Origin of the sequence: Helicobacter pylori, from assembly GCF_003638305.1 — a bacterium.
Taxonomy (GTDB): Bacteria; Campylobacterota; Campylobacteria; order Campylobacterales; family Helicobacteraceae; genus Helicobacter; species Helicobacter pylori_DJ.
Map to the genome: position 1 here is coordinate 80,571 of NZ_MVYP01000007.1, position 13,395 is coordinate 93,965.

Here is a 13,395-nt window from a genome sequence, read left to right on the forward strand (position 1 = left end):
GGGGTTGCATGCTGAGTTTTATCATTAAGCGTATTTTGTGGGCGATTCCCACGCTGTTTGGAGTGAGCATTATCGTGTTTATGATGGTGCATTTAGTGCCAGGAGATCCGGCGTTAGTGATTTTAGGCGAAAAGGCCAATCAAGCCGCTATTGACGCTTTAAGGGAGCAATTTGGCTTGAATAAGCCCTTGATAGAGCAGTATTTTTTCTTTATCAATAATGTGTTGCATGGCAATTTTGGCACTTCTATCATGACTGGTGAGCCTGTGATGCATGAGTTTTGGCAACGATTCCCGGCTACGGTGGAATTGGCTTTGATCGCTTTGTTTATGGCTCTTGTTTTGGGTATTAGCGTTGGCGTGTTAGCGGCGATCAAACGCTATAGCGTGTTTGATTATTCCAGCATGACTTTCGCTTTAGCCGGGATTTCTATGCCCGTGTTTTGGCTAGGGCTTATGCTGATTTATATCTTTAGCGTGCAATTGGGGTGGTTGCCTGTTTTTGGGCGTTTGAGCGATGTGTATTATTTAGATGGCCCTACAGGTCTTTATTTGATAGACAGCTTGATTGCAAGGGATTATGGGGCGTTTGTGGATACGATCAAGCACTTGATTTTGCCTAGCATTGTGTTAGCCACGGTTTCTACCGCTGTTATTGCCAGAATGACTCGCGCGAGCATGGCAGAAGTGTCTAAAGAAGATTATGTGCGCACCGCTAAAGCTAAGGGGTGTAGCTCCTTTAGGGTGATTTTTGTGCACACTTTGCGTAACGCTTTAATCCCTGTAACGACTATCGCAGGCTTGATGCTGGCTGGGCTTTTAGGGGGGAGCATGATAACTGAAACGGTTTTCTCATGGCCTGGGATTGGCAAGTGGATCGTTAATGCGCTCAACCAACGCGATTTCCCGATTATCCAGTCCATGTCTTTGATTATCGCCATGATGTATATTGGGGCTAATCTCTTAGTGGATATTTTATACGCTTTTATTGATCCTAGAATAAGGTTGTCATAATGGAGTCTTTTAGAGAGTTTATCCAACAATTCAAAAAAAATAAGGCGGCTGTCGTTGGGGCATGGATTGTGCTTTTGTTGGTGGTTTGCGCTGTTTTTGCGCCCCTTTTAGCCCCGCATGATCCTTATGTGCAAAACGCACAAGATCGCCTTTTAAAGCCTATATGGGAGCATGGGGGGAATGCCAAATACCTTTTAGGCACCGATGATTTGGGGCGCGATATTTTGAGCCGCTTGATCTATGGGGCCAGGATTTCTTTAACCATAGGGATTGTTTCTATGGGGATTGCAGTCTTTTTTGGCACGATATTAGGGCTAATAGCGGGGTATTTTGGAGGGAAAACAGATGCAATTATCATGCGTATCATGGACATCATGTTCGCTTTGCCCTCCATTTTATTGATCGTCATTGTGGTCGCGGTGTTAGGGCCTTCACTCACTAACGCCATGCTCGCTATTGGGTTTGTGGGGATTCCTGGGTTTGCAAGATTGGTGCGCAGTTCTGTGCTAGGCGAAAAAGAAAAAGAATACGTGATCGCTTCTAAAATCAATGGCTCTTCGCATCTTCGTTTAATGTGTAAGGTGATTTTCCCTAATTGCATTATCCCTTTGATCGTGCAAACGACAATGGGTTTTGCTTCCACGGTTTTAGAAGCAGCCGCGCTGAGCTTCTTAGGTCTTGGGGCCCAACCTCCCAAACCCGAATGGGGAGCGATGCTGATGAATTCCATGCAATACATCGCTACCGCTCCTTGGATGCTTGTTTTCCCTGGGGTGATGATTTTTTTAACGGTTATGAGTTTTAATCTGGTAGGCGATGGCATCATGGACGCTTTAGATCCTAAACGGGCCTCTTAAAAGGAGCTTGCATGATTTTAGAAGTTAAAGATTTAAAAACTTATTTTTTCACCGATAAGGGCGTGAATAAAGCGGTGGATGGCGTGAGTTTTGGCTTGAAAAAGTCTCAAACGCTTTGCATTGTAGGGGAGAGCGGGAGCGGGAAAAGCATCACTTCGCTCTCTATTTTAGGGTTGATTGAAAAACCGGGTCAAATTGTGGGGGGGAGCATTCAATTTTTAGGGCAGGATTTGTTGCAACTCAAAGAAAAGCAGATGCAAAAAGAAATCAGGGGTAAAAAAATTGGCATGATCTTTCAAGAGCCTATGACGAGCCTAAACCCTTCTTACACGGTGGGGTTTCAAATCAATGAAGTGTTGAAAATCCACCACCCTAACCTTAATAAAAAAGAACGCTTAGAAAGGGTGGTCTATGAATTAGAGCGCGTGGGCATCCCCCATGCAGGGGATAAATACCACGAATACCCTTTCAATCTCAGCGGAGGGCAGCGCCAAAGGGTGATGATCGCTATGGCTATGGTGTGTGAGCCTGAAATCTTGATCGCTGATGAGCCTACGACAGCGTTAGATGTAACCATTCAAGCGCAAATTTTAGAATTGATGAAAGAATTGCAGCAAAAAAAAGGCACTTCTATTTTGTTTATCACCCATGATTTAGGCGTGGTGGCGCAAATCGCTGATGAAGTGGTGGTGATGTATAAAGGGCATGTGGTGGAGCAAGCAAGCGCCAAAGAGCTTTTTGCTGATCCAAGACACCCTTATACCAAAGCTCTTTTAAGTGCGATCCCTAAACCGGGCAAAGAATACCGCAAAAAACGCTTAGAAACCGTGGATGAAAATATAGATTATTTGAGTTTTCCAAAGGAGTTACGATGAAACTCTTAGAAATTAAAGAATTGAAAAAATCCTATGCGATAGACAGGGGGTTATTCAAGCCTAAAAGAGTGATCCATGCGCTCAATGGGATCAGTTTTGAAGTGGAGCAAAATGAAGTTTTAAGCATCGTGGGGGAGAGCGGTTGTGGGAAAAGCACGACAGCAAAAATTTTAGCCGGGATTGAAAGGCAAGATAGTGGGGCGATTTATTTCAATGGTAAGCGCCATTTGCATTTCAGCAAACAGGATTGGTTTGATTACCGCAAAAAGGTGCAAATGATTTTTCAAGATCCTTATTCTAGCCTGAACCCAAGGTGGAAAGTGGGCGAGATCATCGCTGAACCCTTGCTGTTAAATTCTCACTTTTCAAAAAAAGAAATCAAAGCCAAAGTGCTAGAGATCATGCAAAAAGTGGGCTTGAAATTAGAATGGATCGATCGTTACCCCCACCAATTTTCAGGCGGTCAAAGGCAACGAATCGGCATTGCTAGGGCGCTCATTTTGCATCCTAGCGTGGTGATTTGCGATGAGCCTGTGTCTGCGTTAGACGTGTCCATTCAAGCGCAAGTGTTGAATTTGCTCTTGGATTTGCAAAAAGAAATGGGGCTGACTTATATTTTTATCAGCCATGATTTAGGGGTGGTGGAGCATATTAGCGATAAAATCATCGTGATGAATCAAGGGCAAATCGTAGAAACCGGGGATGTGGATAGCGTGATAAGCGCTCCAAAGCACCCTTATACGCAGAAATTACTCAATGCGGTGCCGCATTTGGAAAAATCCATGCAAAGATTTGCTGAATAAAAGAAAGGGTATTTAAGCTGTGTTTGTAGATAGCGTGGAAATCATCATCGCTTCGGGTAAGGGGGGGGCTGGAATGGTGAGTTTTAGGCGAGAAAAATTTGTCATCAAGGGAGGCCCTGATGGGGGCGATGGGGGCGATGGGGGCGATGTGTATTTTGAAGTGGATAACAATACCGACACTTTAGCGAGTTTTAGAGGCACCAGACACCATAAGGCTAAAAACGGGGCTCCAGGAGGCACACGAAATTGCGCAGGCAAAAAGGGCGAAGACAAGATTATTGTCGTGCCGCCAGGAACGCAGGTTTTTGTAGGTGATGAGTTGTGGCTTGATTTAGTGGAACCTAAAGAAAGGGTGTTAGCCTTAAAAGGAGGCAAGGGAGGGTTAGGGAACGCACATTTTAAAAGCGCGACCAAACAGCAACCCACTTACGCGCAAAAAGGCTTAGAGGGGGTTGAAAAATGCGTGCGTTTGGAATTAAAGCTCATCGCTGATATAGGGTTAGTGGGCTTCCCTAATGCGGGTAAATCCACGCTCATTTCCACCATCTCTAACGCTAAGCCTAAAATCGCTAACTATGAATTTACGACTCTAGTGCCTAATTTAGGGGTTGTGAGCGTGGATGAAAAAAGCGAATTTTTAATGGCGGATATTCCTGGCATTATTGAAGGGGCTAGTGAGGGAAAGGGCTTAGGGATTAGCTTTTTAAAACACATTGAACGCACCAAAGTTCTAGCCTTTGTTTTAGACGCTTCTAGGCTGGATTTGGGCATTAAAGAGCAATACCAACGCTTGAGATTGGAGTTGGAAAAATTTTCACCCGCTTTAGCCAATAAGCCTTTTGGGGTGTTGCTCAATAAATGCGATGTTGTAGAAAACATTGATGAGATGACTAAGGATTTTTGCGCCTTTTTAAACTTAGAAACGCAGAAATTAAACGCGTTTGATTTAGAGCCGTATTTAGGGTTTTTACACCCCAATTTAACCAGCGATTTTGAAAATAGCCCTAATGAACAATCAGTGCTCTTTGTCTTGCCCCTTTCAGCAATTAGCACTCTCAACACGCATGCGCTCAAATTTGTGTTGTTAAAAGCGTTACCCTAAAACGCTATTTTTAAACCATTCAAATAAAGGCGTGGAATGAAAAGATTTGTTTTGTTTTTATCACTCATGGGTGTTTGCGTTTGCGTTCAAGCTTACGCCGGGCAAGATTACTTTTTTAGGGATTTTAAATCTAGAGATTTGCCCCAAAAACTCCATCTTGATAAAAAGCTCTCCCAAACAATACAGCCATGCATGCAACTTAACGCATCAAAACACTACACTTCTACTGGGGTTAGAGAGCCTGATAAATGCACCAAGAGTTTTAAAAAATCCGCTATGGTTTCCTATGATTTAGCGCTAGGTTATTTAGTGAGCCAAAACAAACCATACGGCTTAAAAGCTATAGAAATTTTAAACGCTTGGGCTAAAGAGCTTCAAAGCGTGGACACTTATCAAAGCGAGGACAATATCAATTTCTACATGCCTTATATGAACATGGCTTATTGGTTTGTCAAAAAGGCATTCCCTAGCCCAGAATATGAAAATTTCATTAAGCGGATGCGCCAATATTCTCAATCAGCTCTTAACACTAACCATGGAGCGTGGGGTATTCTCTTTGATGTGAGCTCTGCGTTAGCGCTAGATGATCATGCCCTTTTGCAAAACAGCGCTAATCGGTGGCAGGATTGGATATTTAAAGCCATAGATGAGAATGGGGTTATTGCTAGCGCGATCACTAGGAGCGATACGAGCGATTATCATGGCGGCCCTACAAAGGGCATTAAGGGGATAGCTTATACCAATTTCGCGCTTCTTGCGCTAACTATATCAGGTGAATTGCTTTTTGAGAACGGGTATGATTTGTGGGGTAGTGGAGCCGGCAAAAGACTTTCTGTGGCGTATAACAAAGCCGCAACATGGATTTTAAACCCTGAAACTTTCCCCTATTTCCAGCCTAACCTTATTGGGGTGCATAACAACGCCTATTTCATTATTTTAGCCAAGCATTATTCTAGCCCTAGCGCGGATGAACTTTTAAAGCAAGGCGATTTGCATGAAGATGGTTTCAGGTTGAAACTCCGATCGCCATGAATTTTTTTGCATTCAAGATGATAGCGATAGCCATGCGCTTTAATCTTTTTTGTGAATGGTTCAGAAAGTTTGGTTCAGTCAGCATTATTTACAAAAAGAGTTTAAAATAAACGCAATTGTATCTCTTGAGTCGTCTTTAGAGTGCAAATGATTATCAAAATGAATCGTTTTAGTTGTAAGCATGCTTGTTTACACTAAAATAATAAGCGTTATTGATAAGACCACATTAAAGGATAATGAATGAAAAAAATGGTTTTGGTATCGGTTTTACTAGCAGGGTTTTTACAGGCGGTGAATTTGGATTTATCTTCGGCTAAGCTAACATGGACGGCCTTTAAAACTAAGGCTAAAACACCGGTAAATGGGAGTTTTGAAAGCATCACTTATAAACTGGGTAAATCTCAAGATAGTTTGAAAACCCTTTTAGAAGGGGCAAATGCGAGCATGGATAGCTTGAAAGTCAATTTGGGCGATGACACTAAAAACAAAAATGTTAAGGAAGCTTTTTTCGCTCTTTTTAAAAACACTAATATTAAAGTAACTTTTAGAAATGTGATAGAAGGCGATCATGCAGGTTCTCTTACGGCTTATGTGAGGATGAATGAAAAGTTAGTGAAAGTGCCTATGCAATACACGATTGCTGATGATAAGCTCGTGGTTAAAGGGGTTTTGGATTTGTTGAGTTTTGGCTTGAAAAACGAATTAGCGAGCTTGGCTAAACGATGCGAAAGTTTTCATGAGGGCTTGACTTGGTCGCAAGTGGAAATCCAATTTGAAAGCATGATCAAGGGATAATTTAAAATCATGGAGTTGTTGCACAGCATTAATGATTTTAATGAAGCCAAGCAGGTGATCGCTGGTGGGGTCAATTCGCCTGTGAGAGCGTTTAAGAGCGTTAAAGGCACTCCCCCCTTTATTTTAAAAGGTAAGGGGGCGTATCTTTATGATGTGGATAACAACCATTATATAGATTTTGTGCAAAGCTGGGGGCCTTTGATTTTTGGGCATGCTGATGAAGAAATTGAAGAAAATATTATTAATGCATTAAAAAAAGGCACTTCTTTTGGAGCTCCCACAGAGTTAGAAACCACTTTAGCTAAGGAAATCATTTCTTGTTATGAAGGCTTAGATAAGGTGCGTTTAGTCAATAGTGGCACGGAAGCGACCATGAGCGCGATACGACTCGCTAGAGCTTATAGCCAAAAAGACGATTTGATCAAGTTTGAAGGGTGCTACCATGGGCATAGCGACTCCTTATTGGTGAAAGCGGGTAGCGGGTGCGCCACTTTTGGATCTCCTTCTTCTTTAGGCGTGCCGAACGATTTTAGCAAACACACTCTAGTGGCTCGTTATAATGACTTAAACTCCACAGAAGAATGCTTTAAAAAAGGTGATGTGGGTTGCGTCATCATTGAACCCATTGCTGGGAATATGGGGTTAGTGCCGGCTCAAAAAGAGTTTTTACTAGGCTTAAAGGCTTTGTGTGGAAAATACCAAGCGGTGCTGATTTTAGATGAAGTGATGAGCGGTTTTAGAGCGAGTTTGAGCGGTTCGCAAGAATTTTATGGCGTTGTGCCGGATTTGGTAACCTTTGGTAAAGTGATAGGTGCGGGGCTTCCTTTGGCGTGTTTTGGGGGGCGTGCGGAAATTATGGACTTGCTTTCACCCATTGGAGGCGTGTATCAAGCAGGCACATTAAGCGGTAACCCCCTAGCGGTGTGTGCGGGGTTGAGTGCGCTTTATAAAATCAAAAGAGGCAAAACCCTTTATACTCACTTAAACGCTTTGGCTATTCGTTTGACTCAAGGCTTACAAAAGAGCGCTCAAAGCTATAACATCGCCTTACAAACGCTCAATATGGGGAGCATGTTTGGCTTTTTCTTTAACGAAAATGCGGTGCGTGATTTTGATGACGCTTTAAAAAGCGATACCGAAATGTTTGCGAAATTCCACCAAAAAATGCTCTTTAAGGGCGTGTATTTGGCATGTTCAAGCTTTGAAACCGGCTTTATTTGCGAGCCTATGACTGAAGAGATGATTGATTTAGTGATCTCAAAAGCCGATGAAAGTTTTGATGAAATCATAAAGGGCGTGTGAATTTTTGAAAAAACCAAAGTATTATAAATTCATAGAGGGGGCGAATTATTTGAGCTTAGGGCTGTCTATGGTGGTAGCGATCCTTATGGGCGTGGCTATAGGCTATGGGCTTAAAAAGCTCACTCACATTCCGTGGCTTTTTTGGCTTGGGGTTATTTGGGGCGTGTTAGCGAGCTTTCTCAATGTCTATAAGGCTTATAAAAACATGCAAAAAGACTATGAAGAACTGGCCAAAGACCCTAAATACACGCAAAATAAAACAAAATAAATCCAATCAAAGCCCATGTGCCAAATCCAATGCTTGCTTATTTTGCTTTTTATCAATATAGTTAGCGCGATTATCGTTTATTTTTTCCAAGCGTTTCAAGGGGTTTTGAATTTTGAAGGGGGGTTTTTAGGGTTTTTTATCGTGGCGTTGTCTTCGTATTACGGCGTTAAAAAGCGTTTGGATTTAAGGAAACAAAATGGAGAAAAAGACGAAAAGCAAAAATTCCAAAAATTCGCCCTGGGTTTGGAAATGTCTTTTAATGTGTGGCGTTTAGGGGGGTATGGGGTTTTATTAGGCATTTTAGGAACGCTTTTATTCTTGCATCTTTTTAACGGATTGTCGTTTCTTATTGGCGTGTTTGTGAGCTCGCTCTCTAGCGCGTTATTACGATTTTTAAATAATCATGGTAAGTTTTGACACAAACGCATGCGGATTTTAACCCCTTTAATTTTCTTTTAATTTTTAATCCTATACAATAAAAACAAAAATGGGAGTGGATCTTGAAAACAAAAAATCCCGCTAAAAGAATCCTAAAAACCGCCGTGATCCAAATGCAATCCAAACCCTACGCCTTAAATGAAAACCTGCAATTAGTGCTCAACCTAGCCAAAGAAGCCCACAACAAAGGTGCGAATCTCATTGTTTTACCGGAATTGTTTGATAGCGGTTATTGCGTGAATGATAAAGACGCAGAGTTTGGGATAGATCTTAAAGCGATAGAGCATGGCGAGAAAACGCTAAAAAACGAGACTTTGAGAGCGTTAAGCGATTTTGCGAAATCTAGCGATACGCATATTGTGGCATGCAGCATTGAAAAAACGAATAAAAAACTCTACGACAGCGCTTATATCATTCCACCAAAAGGCGGGATTGTTGGCAAGCATCGTAAAATCTATTTGTGGGGCGATGAAAAATCGCGCTTCAAAAGGGGCAAAAAATACGAGGTTTTTACGCTGGATTTTGGGGATTTTAGCGCGAAAGTGGGTTTGCAAATTTGCTATGAAATCGGCTTTGGCGTGGGTGCGAACTTGCTTGCGTTACAAGGGGCAGAGGTTTTAATCTATCCTAGCGCGTTTGGCAAAGCTAGGGCTTATAATTGGGATTTGTTGAGTAGGGCTAGAGCGTTAGAAAATGGCTGTTTTGTGTGCGCGTGCAATCATAGTGGGGAAGAAACTAACGCCAAATTAAAACAAACGCTAGAGTTTGCCGGTGATTCAAGAATCATCGCGCCCAATGGGAAAATCATCGTGCAAGCCACCAAGCTTAATGAGGTCATTATCGCTGAAATGGATTTGAACGAAGTGGCGCTGCAACGCCAAAAAATCCCCTATTTACAAGATTTTGACACCAAACTCACCAAAAAGGGGTTTGGAAAACTCACTTAAAAAGGAGCGATTATGGCAAAAGAAATTTTAGTGGCTTATGGCGTGGATATTGATGCGGTGGCTGGTTGGCTGGGGAGCTATGGTGGGGAGGATTCGCCTGATGATATTTCGCGTGGGCTTTTTGCGGGGGAAGTGGGGATCCCACGGCTTTTGAAATTGTTTAAAAAATACCATCTCCCTGCGACTTGGTTTGCGCCGGGGCATTCTATTGAAACTTTTCCAGAGCAAATGAAAATGATCGTGGATGCAGGGCATGAAGTGGGCGCGCATGGGTATTCGCATGAAAACCCTATCGCTATGAGCGCCAAGCAAGAAGAAGATGTTTTGTTAAAAAGCGTTGAATTGATTAAAGATCTCACCGGCAAAGCCCCCACAGGCTATGTGGCACCGTGGTGGGAATTTTCTAATATCACTAATGAATTGCTTTTAAAACACGGCTTTAAATACGACCACTCGCTCATGCACAATGACTTCATGCCCTATTTCGTGCACGTGGGGGATAGTTGGAGCAAGATTGATTATAGTTTGGAAGCCAAGGATTGGATGAAGCCTTTAATCCGTGGGGTGGAAACAAATTTAGTGGAAATCCCTGCGAACTGGTATTTGGACGATTTACCGCCGATGATGTTTATCAAAAAATCTCCCAATAGCTTTGGTTTTGTAAGCCCGCGCGATATAGGGCAAATGTGGATCGATCAATTTGATTGGGTTTATCGTGAGATGGATTATGCGGTGTTTAGCATGACAATCCACCCTGATGTGAGCGGACGCCCGCAAGTGTTGCTCATGCATGAAAAAATCATTGAGCATATCAACCAGCATGAGGGCGTGCGTTGGGTAACATTCAATGAAATCGCTGATGATTTCTTAAAACGAAACCCCAGAAAAAAATAGCGATAACGCCAAAGTGTTTTTGGCGTTTGATTAAGAGGTTGAAATGTGCGTTTTATGCGGGGAGCTTATCAGTTCTTTTCATTGGACCGATGGGAGCGATAAGAGCGATAGTTATGGGAGCGATGAAAATTTGAGAGTGTCAAATGTGCTTATTAGCGCGAATGAAAACGCCAGGGAACGCAAAAGAGCGCGGCTCAAACGGGTGGGGTTGCTCAATCAAATTCTGGCGTTTTATGGGCTAAAAATTGATGATTGGCAAGGGGCGAAGTTTGTGCTGCACGATAAAAAAGGGCAGAGCGTGATCGTAAATGATTTAGGCGATTTGTGGGGTAAGGCGCAAAACTTAGCCAAAAAAGAGATGGACGCGCTAGATTCTAATCTGTTAGCGTTTTTAAATCAAAATACAAATGCCATTCACTGATGCCCAAAATCCCTATCACGCTCATCACCGGTTTTTTAGGCAGCGGTAAAACGAGTTTTTTAAGCGAATATTTAAACCAAATAGATCACCAAGGCGTTGCCCTTATCATCAATGAAATCGGGCAAGCCGCTTTGGATCAGCGCATCTTAAGCGTTCAATATTGCGGTGAAAAAATGCTCTATCTTAACGCAGGGTGCGTGTGTTGCAACAAACGCTTAGATTTAGTGGAGTCTCTAAAAGCCACGCTCAATAACTATGAATGGCGCGGCGAAATTTTAAAGCGCGTCATCATTGAAACCACCGGTTTAGCCAACCCGGCGCCGATTTTATGGACGATTTTGAGCGATGTTTTTTTAGGGGTGCATTTTGAGATCCAAAGCGTGGTGGTTTGCGTGGATGTTTTGAACGCTAAAGTACATTTAACAAACAACGAAGCTAAAGAGCAAATCGTTTTTGCTGATAGCGTTTTATTGACCAAAACGGATTTGCAAAACGATAGCGTGGCTTTAATGAAATTAAAAGAACAAATACAATCCCTTAACCCTAGCGCAGAAATTTTTGACAAGAAAAATATAGATTACGAAAGCTTTTTTTCACGCAAAAATAGGGCGCGAAATTTTATGCCAAGAATGCCAAAAGATTCGCACTCGCAAGGCTTTGAGACTTTAAGCGTTAGTTTTGAAGGCGCGATGGAGTGGAGCGCGTTTGGGATTTGGCTGAGTTTGTTGTTGCATCAATACGGCACGCAGATTTTACGCATAAAGGGGATTATTGATATTGGAAGCGATCTTTTAGTGAGTATTAACGGCGTGATGCATGTCATTTACCCGCCTAAACATATTTTAAAGGATCAAAACGGCTCTAACCTCGTTTTTATCATGTGCCATTTAGAGCGTGAAAAAATCTTAAATTCCTTAAAGGGTTTTAAGGATTTTCTCGGCATTAAGGGTTTTGAAACCCCATAATTTTTCTATTTATGGATAGCTGTTTGCATTTTGATAGGGAAAAGAACGATGAAACTTAAAACCAAACACACCCCACAAATAACAAAAATCAAAACATAGCCCAAATCCCCTAAAAAGATCGTGAAAAGATACGAGAAAAGCGCTTGGAAAATGCCAAAAGAAAACACCACCCAAGAAGACGCTTGAGCGAAATGCTTCGCGCCTGCAATTTTTAAAGCCATCATGCTGAATAAATTGATATTGGCGGTTGTGGCCGCTCCCATTATGAAGATGCTTAAATTGAGTAAAGAGATTTGGTGGAAAAAAATGGGTAAAAAGCATGCGATAGATTTTAAAATGAGGATAAAGATATTGGCTTCTTTAGCCCCTAGCTTTTGAGCCATCGGGCCACTGATTAAAGAACCAAGCGTGGCTCCAAAACCAAAAAACGCCCATGAAGTCCCAGCGATAGTGGGGGAGATATTTAAATGACGGATTAAATAATCCACCCAAAAAAGCGTGTGCGGTAAAAAACCAATCGCATTGAGCGCGCAAGAAATGAGCAATAACCACAAATGAAAGGGGATTTTAAACGCGCTTTCTTCTTTTTTAACGGATTTTTTCCTTAAAGAGCGGGTTTTTAACCCCACTAAGGAAAGGATAAAGGCTATCAAACAACTGCCCCCTAAAAAAATCCATGCCCATTTGATATTATAAGAGCTGATCCAAGGCAGAACAAACCCGCTAAAGACAGATCCAATGCCTACAGCGCTAAAAATAAGTCCTCCCACTAAGGCTTTTTTATGTTCTTTGACATAGGGCAAAGAGAGAGGAGCGACTAAAATCATTAACGCACTGCTAGCCACACCGGCGATAAAACGCCAGATCCAAAGCCAAAAGAAAGGGATACTATCAAAATAACAGACTAAAAAACTCAAAGCGATCAAGCCAAAACTGATTTTAGCGATGCTTTCTAATGACATTAACGGGCTTAAAAATTGGATTAAAAAACTCCCAAAAACATAGCCCATTAGCACCGCAATACCCAGTTGGAAGCTTTGGTGTGGGGTTAAACTCCCTGATAAAATGAGTAGGGGGATTAAAACCACATAGCCAAAACGAGCCAAGCCGTTAGACACAAAAACCCCTAAAAAGCAAACAAACACGCGCATTTTGATCCTTAACACATGACAAGTTATAAAAAGATCTTGTATTATATTGAAACTTGTTAATTGATAGCGCATAATGGGAGCGAGATGAGAATAAATTTAAGGAGCGTTCATGCTATTTAGTAAGCGTGTATCATTAAAGAGACCCCATGATTGAATGAAAAAGAGTTGGTTATTAGCGTTATAGAGCTTGTGTCAAAAGCACTTCATAAAAACAAGGCTTCTACTAGAATAAGGCTTCTTTGCGGTGGTTATCATTGCTGAAACAGACGCTAATAACTATGGGCTAGGCTTAAAGGAAAGCATCACTGAGAAAAAATAGAGTTGGACGCTTAAGTTATTTTTTATAGCGGTTTAGAGAGTTAGCATGCGATTGTTGCGTTCTTTTTAAGCATTATGGGTAGTTTATAAAACAGCTCGCTATGACTGCCTAACCTTAACAAAATAAGCTCATCATCTTTCACTAAATACACAAGCAAAATATCAGGCTTAATGTGGCATTCTCTAAAAGGTTTCCACTTTCCCTTTAAGGCAT

Annotated in this window: 16 protein-coding genes; 14 read left to right on the plus strand and 2 right to left on the minus strand. The window is 41.9% G+C overall.

Features of this window, described 5'->3' with window-relative positions; all coding sequences use genetic code 11:
• Positions 1 to 8: 8 nt before the first annotated feature.
• The 14 genes from EAL04_RS04480 (at position 9) to EAL04_RS04550 (ending at position 11,712) form a co-directional block, all read left to right on the plus strand.
• Positions 9 to 1,013 (plus strand): ABC transporter permease, encoded by a 1,005-nt coding sequence (locus tag EAL04_RS04480; protein WP_000948002.1) that lies wholly within the window; start codon positions 9 to 11, stop codon positions 1,011 to 1,013.
• Positions 1,013 to 1,870, plus strand: a complete 858-nt coding sequence (locus EAL04_RS04485; protein ID WP_000443383.1) for an ABC transporter permease — start codon at positions 1,013 to 1,015, stop codon at positions 1,868 to 1,870. The genes EAL04_RS04480 and EAL04_RS04485 overlap by 1 nt, the downstream gene beginning before the upstream one ends.
• Positions 1,871 to 1,881: 11 nt before the next feature.
• Positions 1,882 to 2,745, plus strand: a complete 864-nt coding sequence (locus EAL04_RS04490) for an ABC transporter ATP-binding protein (protein ID WP_000599881.1) — start codon at positions 1,882 to 1,884, stop codon at positions 2,743 to 2,745.
• Positions 2,742 to 3,548, plus strand: coding sequence for an ABC transporter ATP-binding protein (locus tag EAL04_RS04495; protein WP_000770466.1), 807 nt, complete (start codon positions 2,742 to 2,744; stop codon positions 3,546 to 3,548). Before EAL04_RS04490 ends, EAL04_RS04495 begins: the two co-directional genes overlap by 4 nt.
• 19 nt (positions 3,549 to 3,567) lie before the next feature.
• On the plus strand, positions 3,568 to 4,650 hold the full coding sequence (obgE, locus tag EAL04_RS04500; protein WP_120973584.1) for a GTPase ObgE: 1,083 nt from the start codon (positions 3,568 to 3,570) through the stop codon (positions 4,648 to 4,650).
• A 36-nt stretch (positions 4,651 to 4,686) separates the two neighbouring features.
• Entirely contained in the window at positions 4,687 to 5,682 is a 996-nt protein-coding gene (locus EAL04_RS04505; protein ID WP_120973587.1) for an alginate lyase family protein, read from the plus strand.
• Positions 5,683 to 5,922: 240 nt separating this feature from the next.
• Positions 5,923 to 6,477 (plus strand): YceI family protein, encoded by a 555-nt coding sequence (locus tag EAL04_RS04510; RefSeq protein ID WP_000738944.1) that lies wholly within the window; start codon positions 5,923 to 5,925, stop codon positions 6,475 to 6,477.
• Positions 6,478 to 6,486: 9 nt separating this feature from the next.
• Positions 6,487 to 7,779 carry a glutamate-1-semialdehyde 2,1-aminomutase gene (gene hemL / locus EAL04_RS04515; RefSeq protein WP_120973590.1) on the plus strand — a complete coding sequence of 431 codons (1,293 nt, stop codon included), beginning with the start codon at positions 6,487 to 6,489 and terminating at the stop codon, positions 7,777 to 7,779.
• A 4-nt stretch (positions 7,780 to 7,783) separates the two neighbouring features.
• On the plus strand, positions 7,784 to 8,047 hold the full coding sequence (locus EAL04_RS04520; protein ID WP_000743083.1) for an AtpZ/AtpI family protein: 264 nt from the start codon (positions 7,784 to 7,786) through the stop codon (positions 8,045 to 8,047).
• A gap of 15 nt (positions 8,048 to 8,062) precedes the next feature.
• Positions 8,063 to 8,464 carry a hypothetical protein gene (locus EAL04_RS04525; protein WP_108561143.1) on the plus strand — a complete coding sequence of 134 codons (402 nt, stop codon included), beginning with the start codon at positions 8,063 to 8,065 and terminating at the stop codon, positions 8,462 to 8,464.
• An 83-nt stretch (positions 8,465 to 8,547) separates the two neighbouring features.
• The gene (locus EAL04_RS04535; RefSeq protein ID WP_120973593.1) at positions 8,548 to 9,432 is read left to right on the plus strand and encodes a carbon-nitrogen hydrolase family protein; all 885 of its coding nucleotides are present in this window, start codon (positions 8,548 to 8,550) and stop codon (positions 9,430 to 9,432) included.
• 12 nt (positions 9,433 to 9,444) lie between these two features.
• Positions 9,445 to 10,326, plus strand: a complete 882-nt coding sequence (locus EAL04_RS04540; protein ID WP_120973596.1) for a polysaccharide deacetylase family protein — start codon at positions 9,445 to 9,447, stop codon at positions 10,324 to 10,326.
• 43 nt (positions 10,327 to 10,369) lie between these two features.
• The gene (locus EAL04_RS04545) at positions 10,370 to 10,747 is read left to right on the plus strand and encodes a hypothetical protein (RefSeq protein WP_120973600.1); all 378 of its coding nucleotides are present in this window, start codon (positions 10,370 to 10,372) and stop codon (positions 10,745 to 10,747) included.
• A complete protein-coding gene (locus tag EAL04_RS04550; RefSeq protein ID WP_120973604.1) occupies positions 10,747 to 11,712 on the plus strand; it encodes a CobW family GTP-binding protein in 966 nt (321 codons plus the stop codon). The genes EAL04_RS04545 and EAL04_RS04550 overlap by 1 nt, the downstream gene beginning before the upstream one ends.
• Before the next feature lie 5 nt (positions 11,713 to 11,717).
• Here EAL04_RS04550 and EAL04_RS04555 read toward each other — a convergent pair whose 3' ends face one another.
• Both EAL04_RS04555 and EAL04_RS04560 read right to left on the minus strand, forming a co-directional pair.
• On the minus strand, positions 11,718 to 12,863 hold the full coding sequence (locus tag EAL04_RS04555; protein WP_001263609.1) for a YbfB/YjiJ family MFS transporter: 1,146 nt from the start codon (positions 12,861 to 12,863) through the stop codon (positions 11,718 to 11,720).
• Positions 12,864 to 13,222: 359 nt separating this feature from the next.
• Positions 13,223 to 13,395 (minus strand): type II toxin-antitoxin system YafQ family toxin (locus EAL04_RS04560; RefSeq protein ID WP_162982486.1); only part of this gene is annotated, 173 nt, incomplete at its 5' end.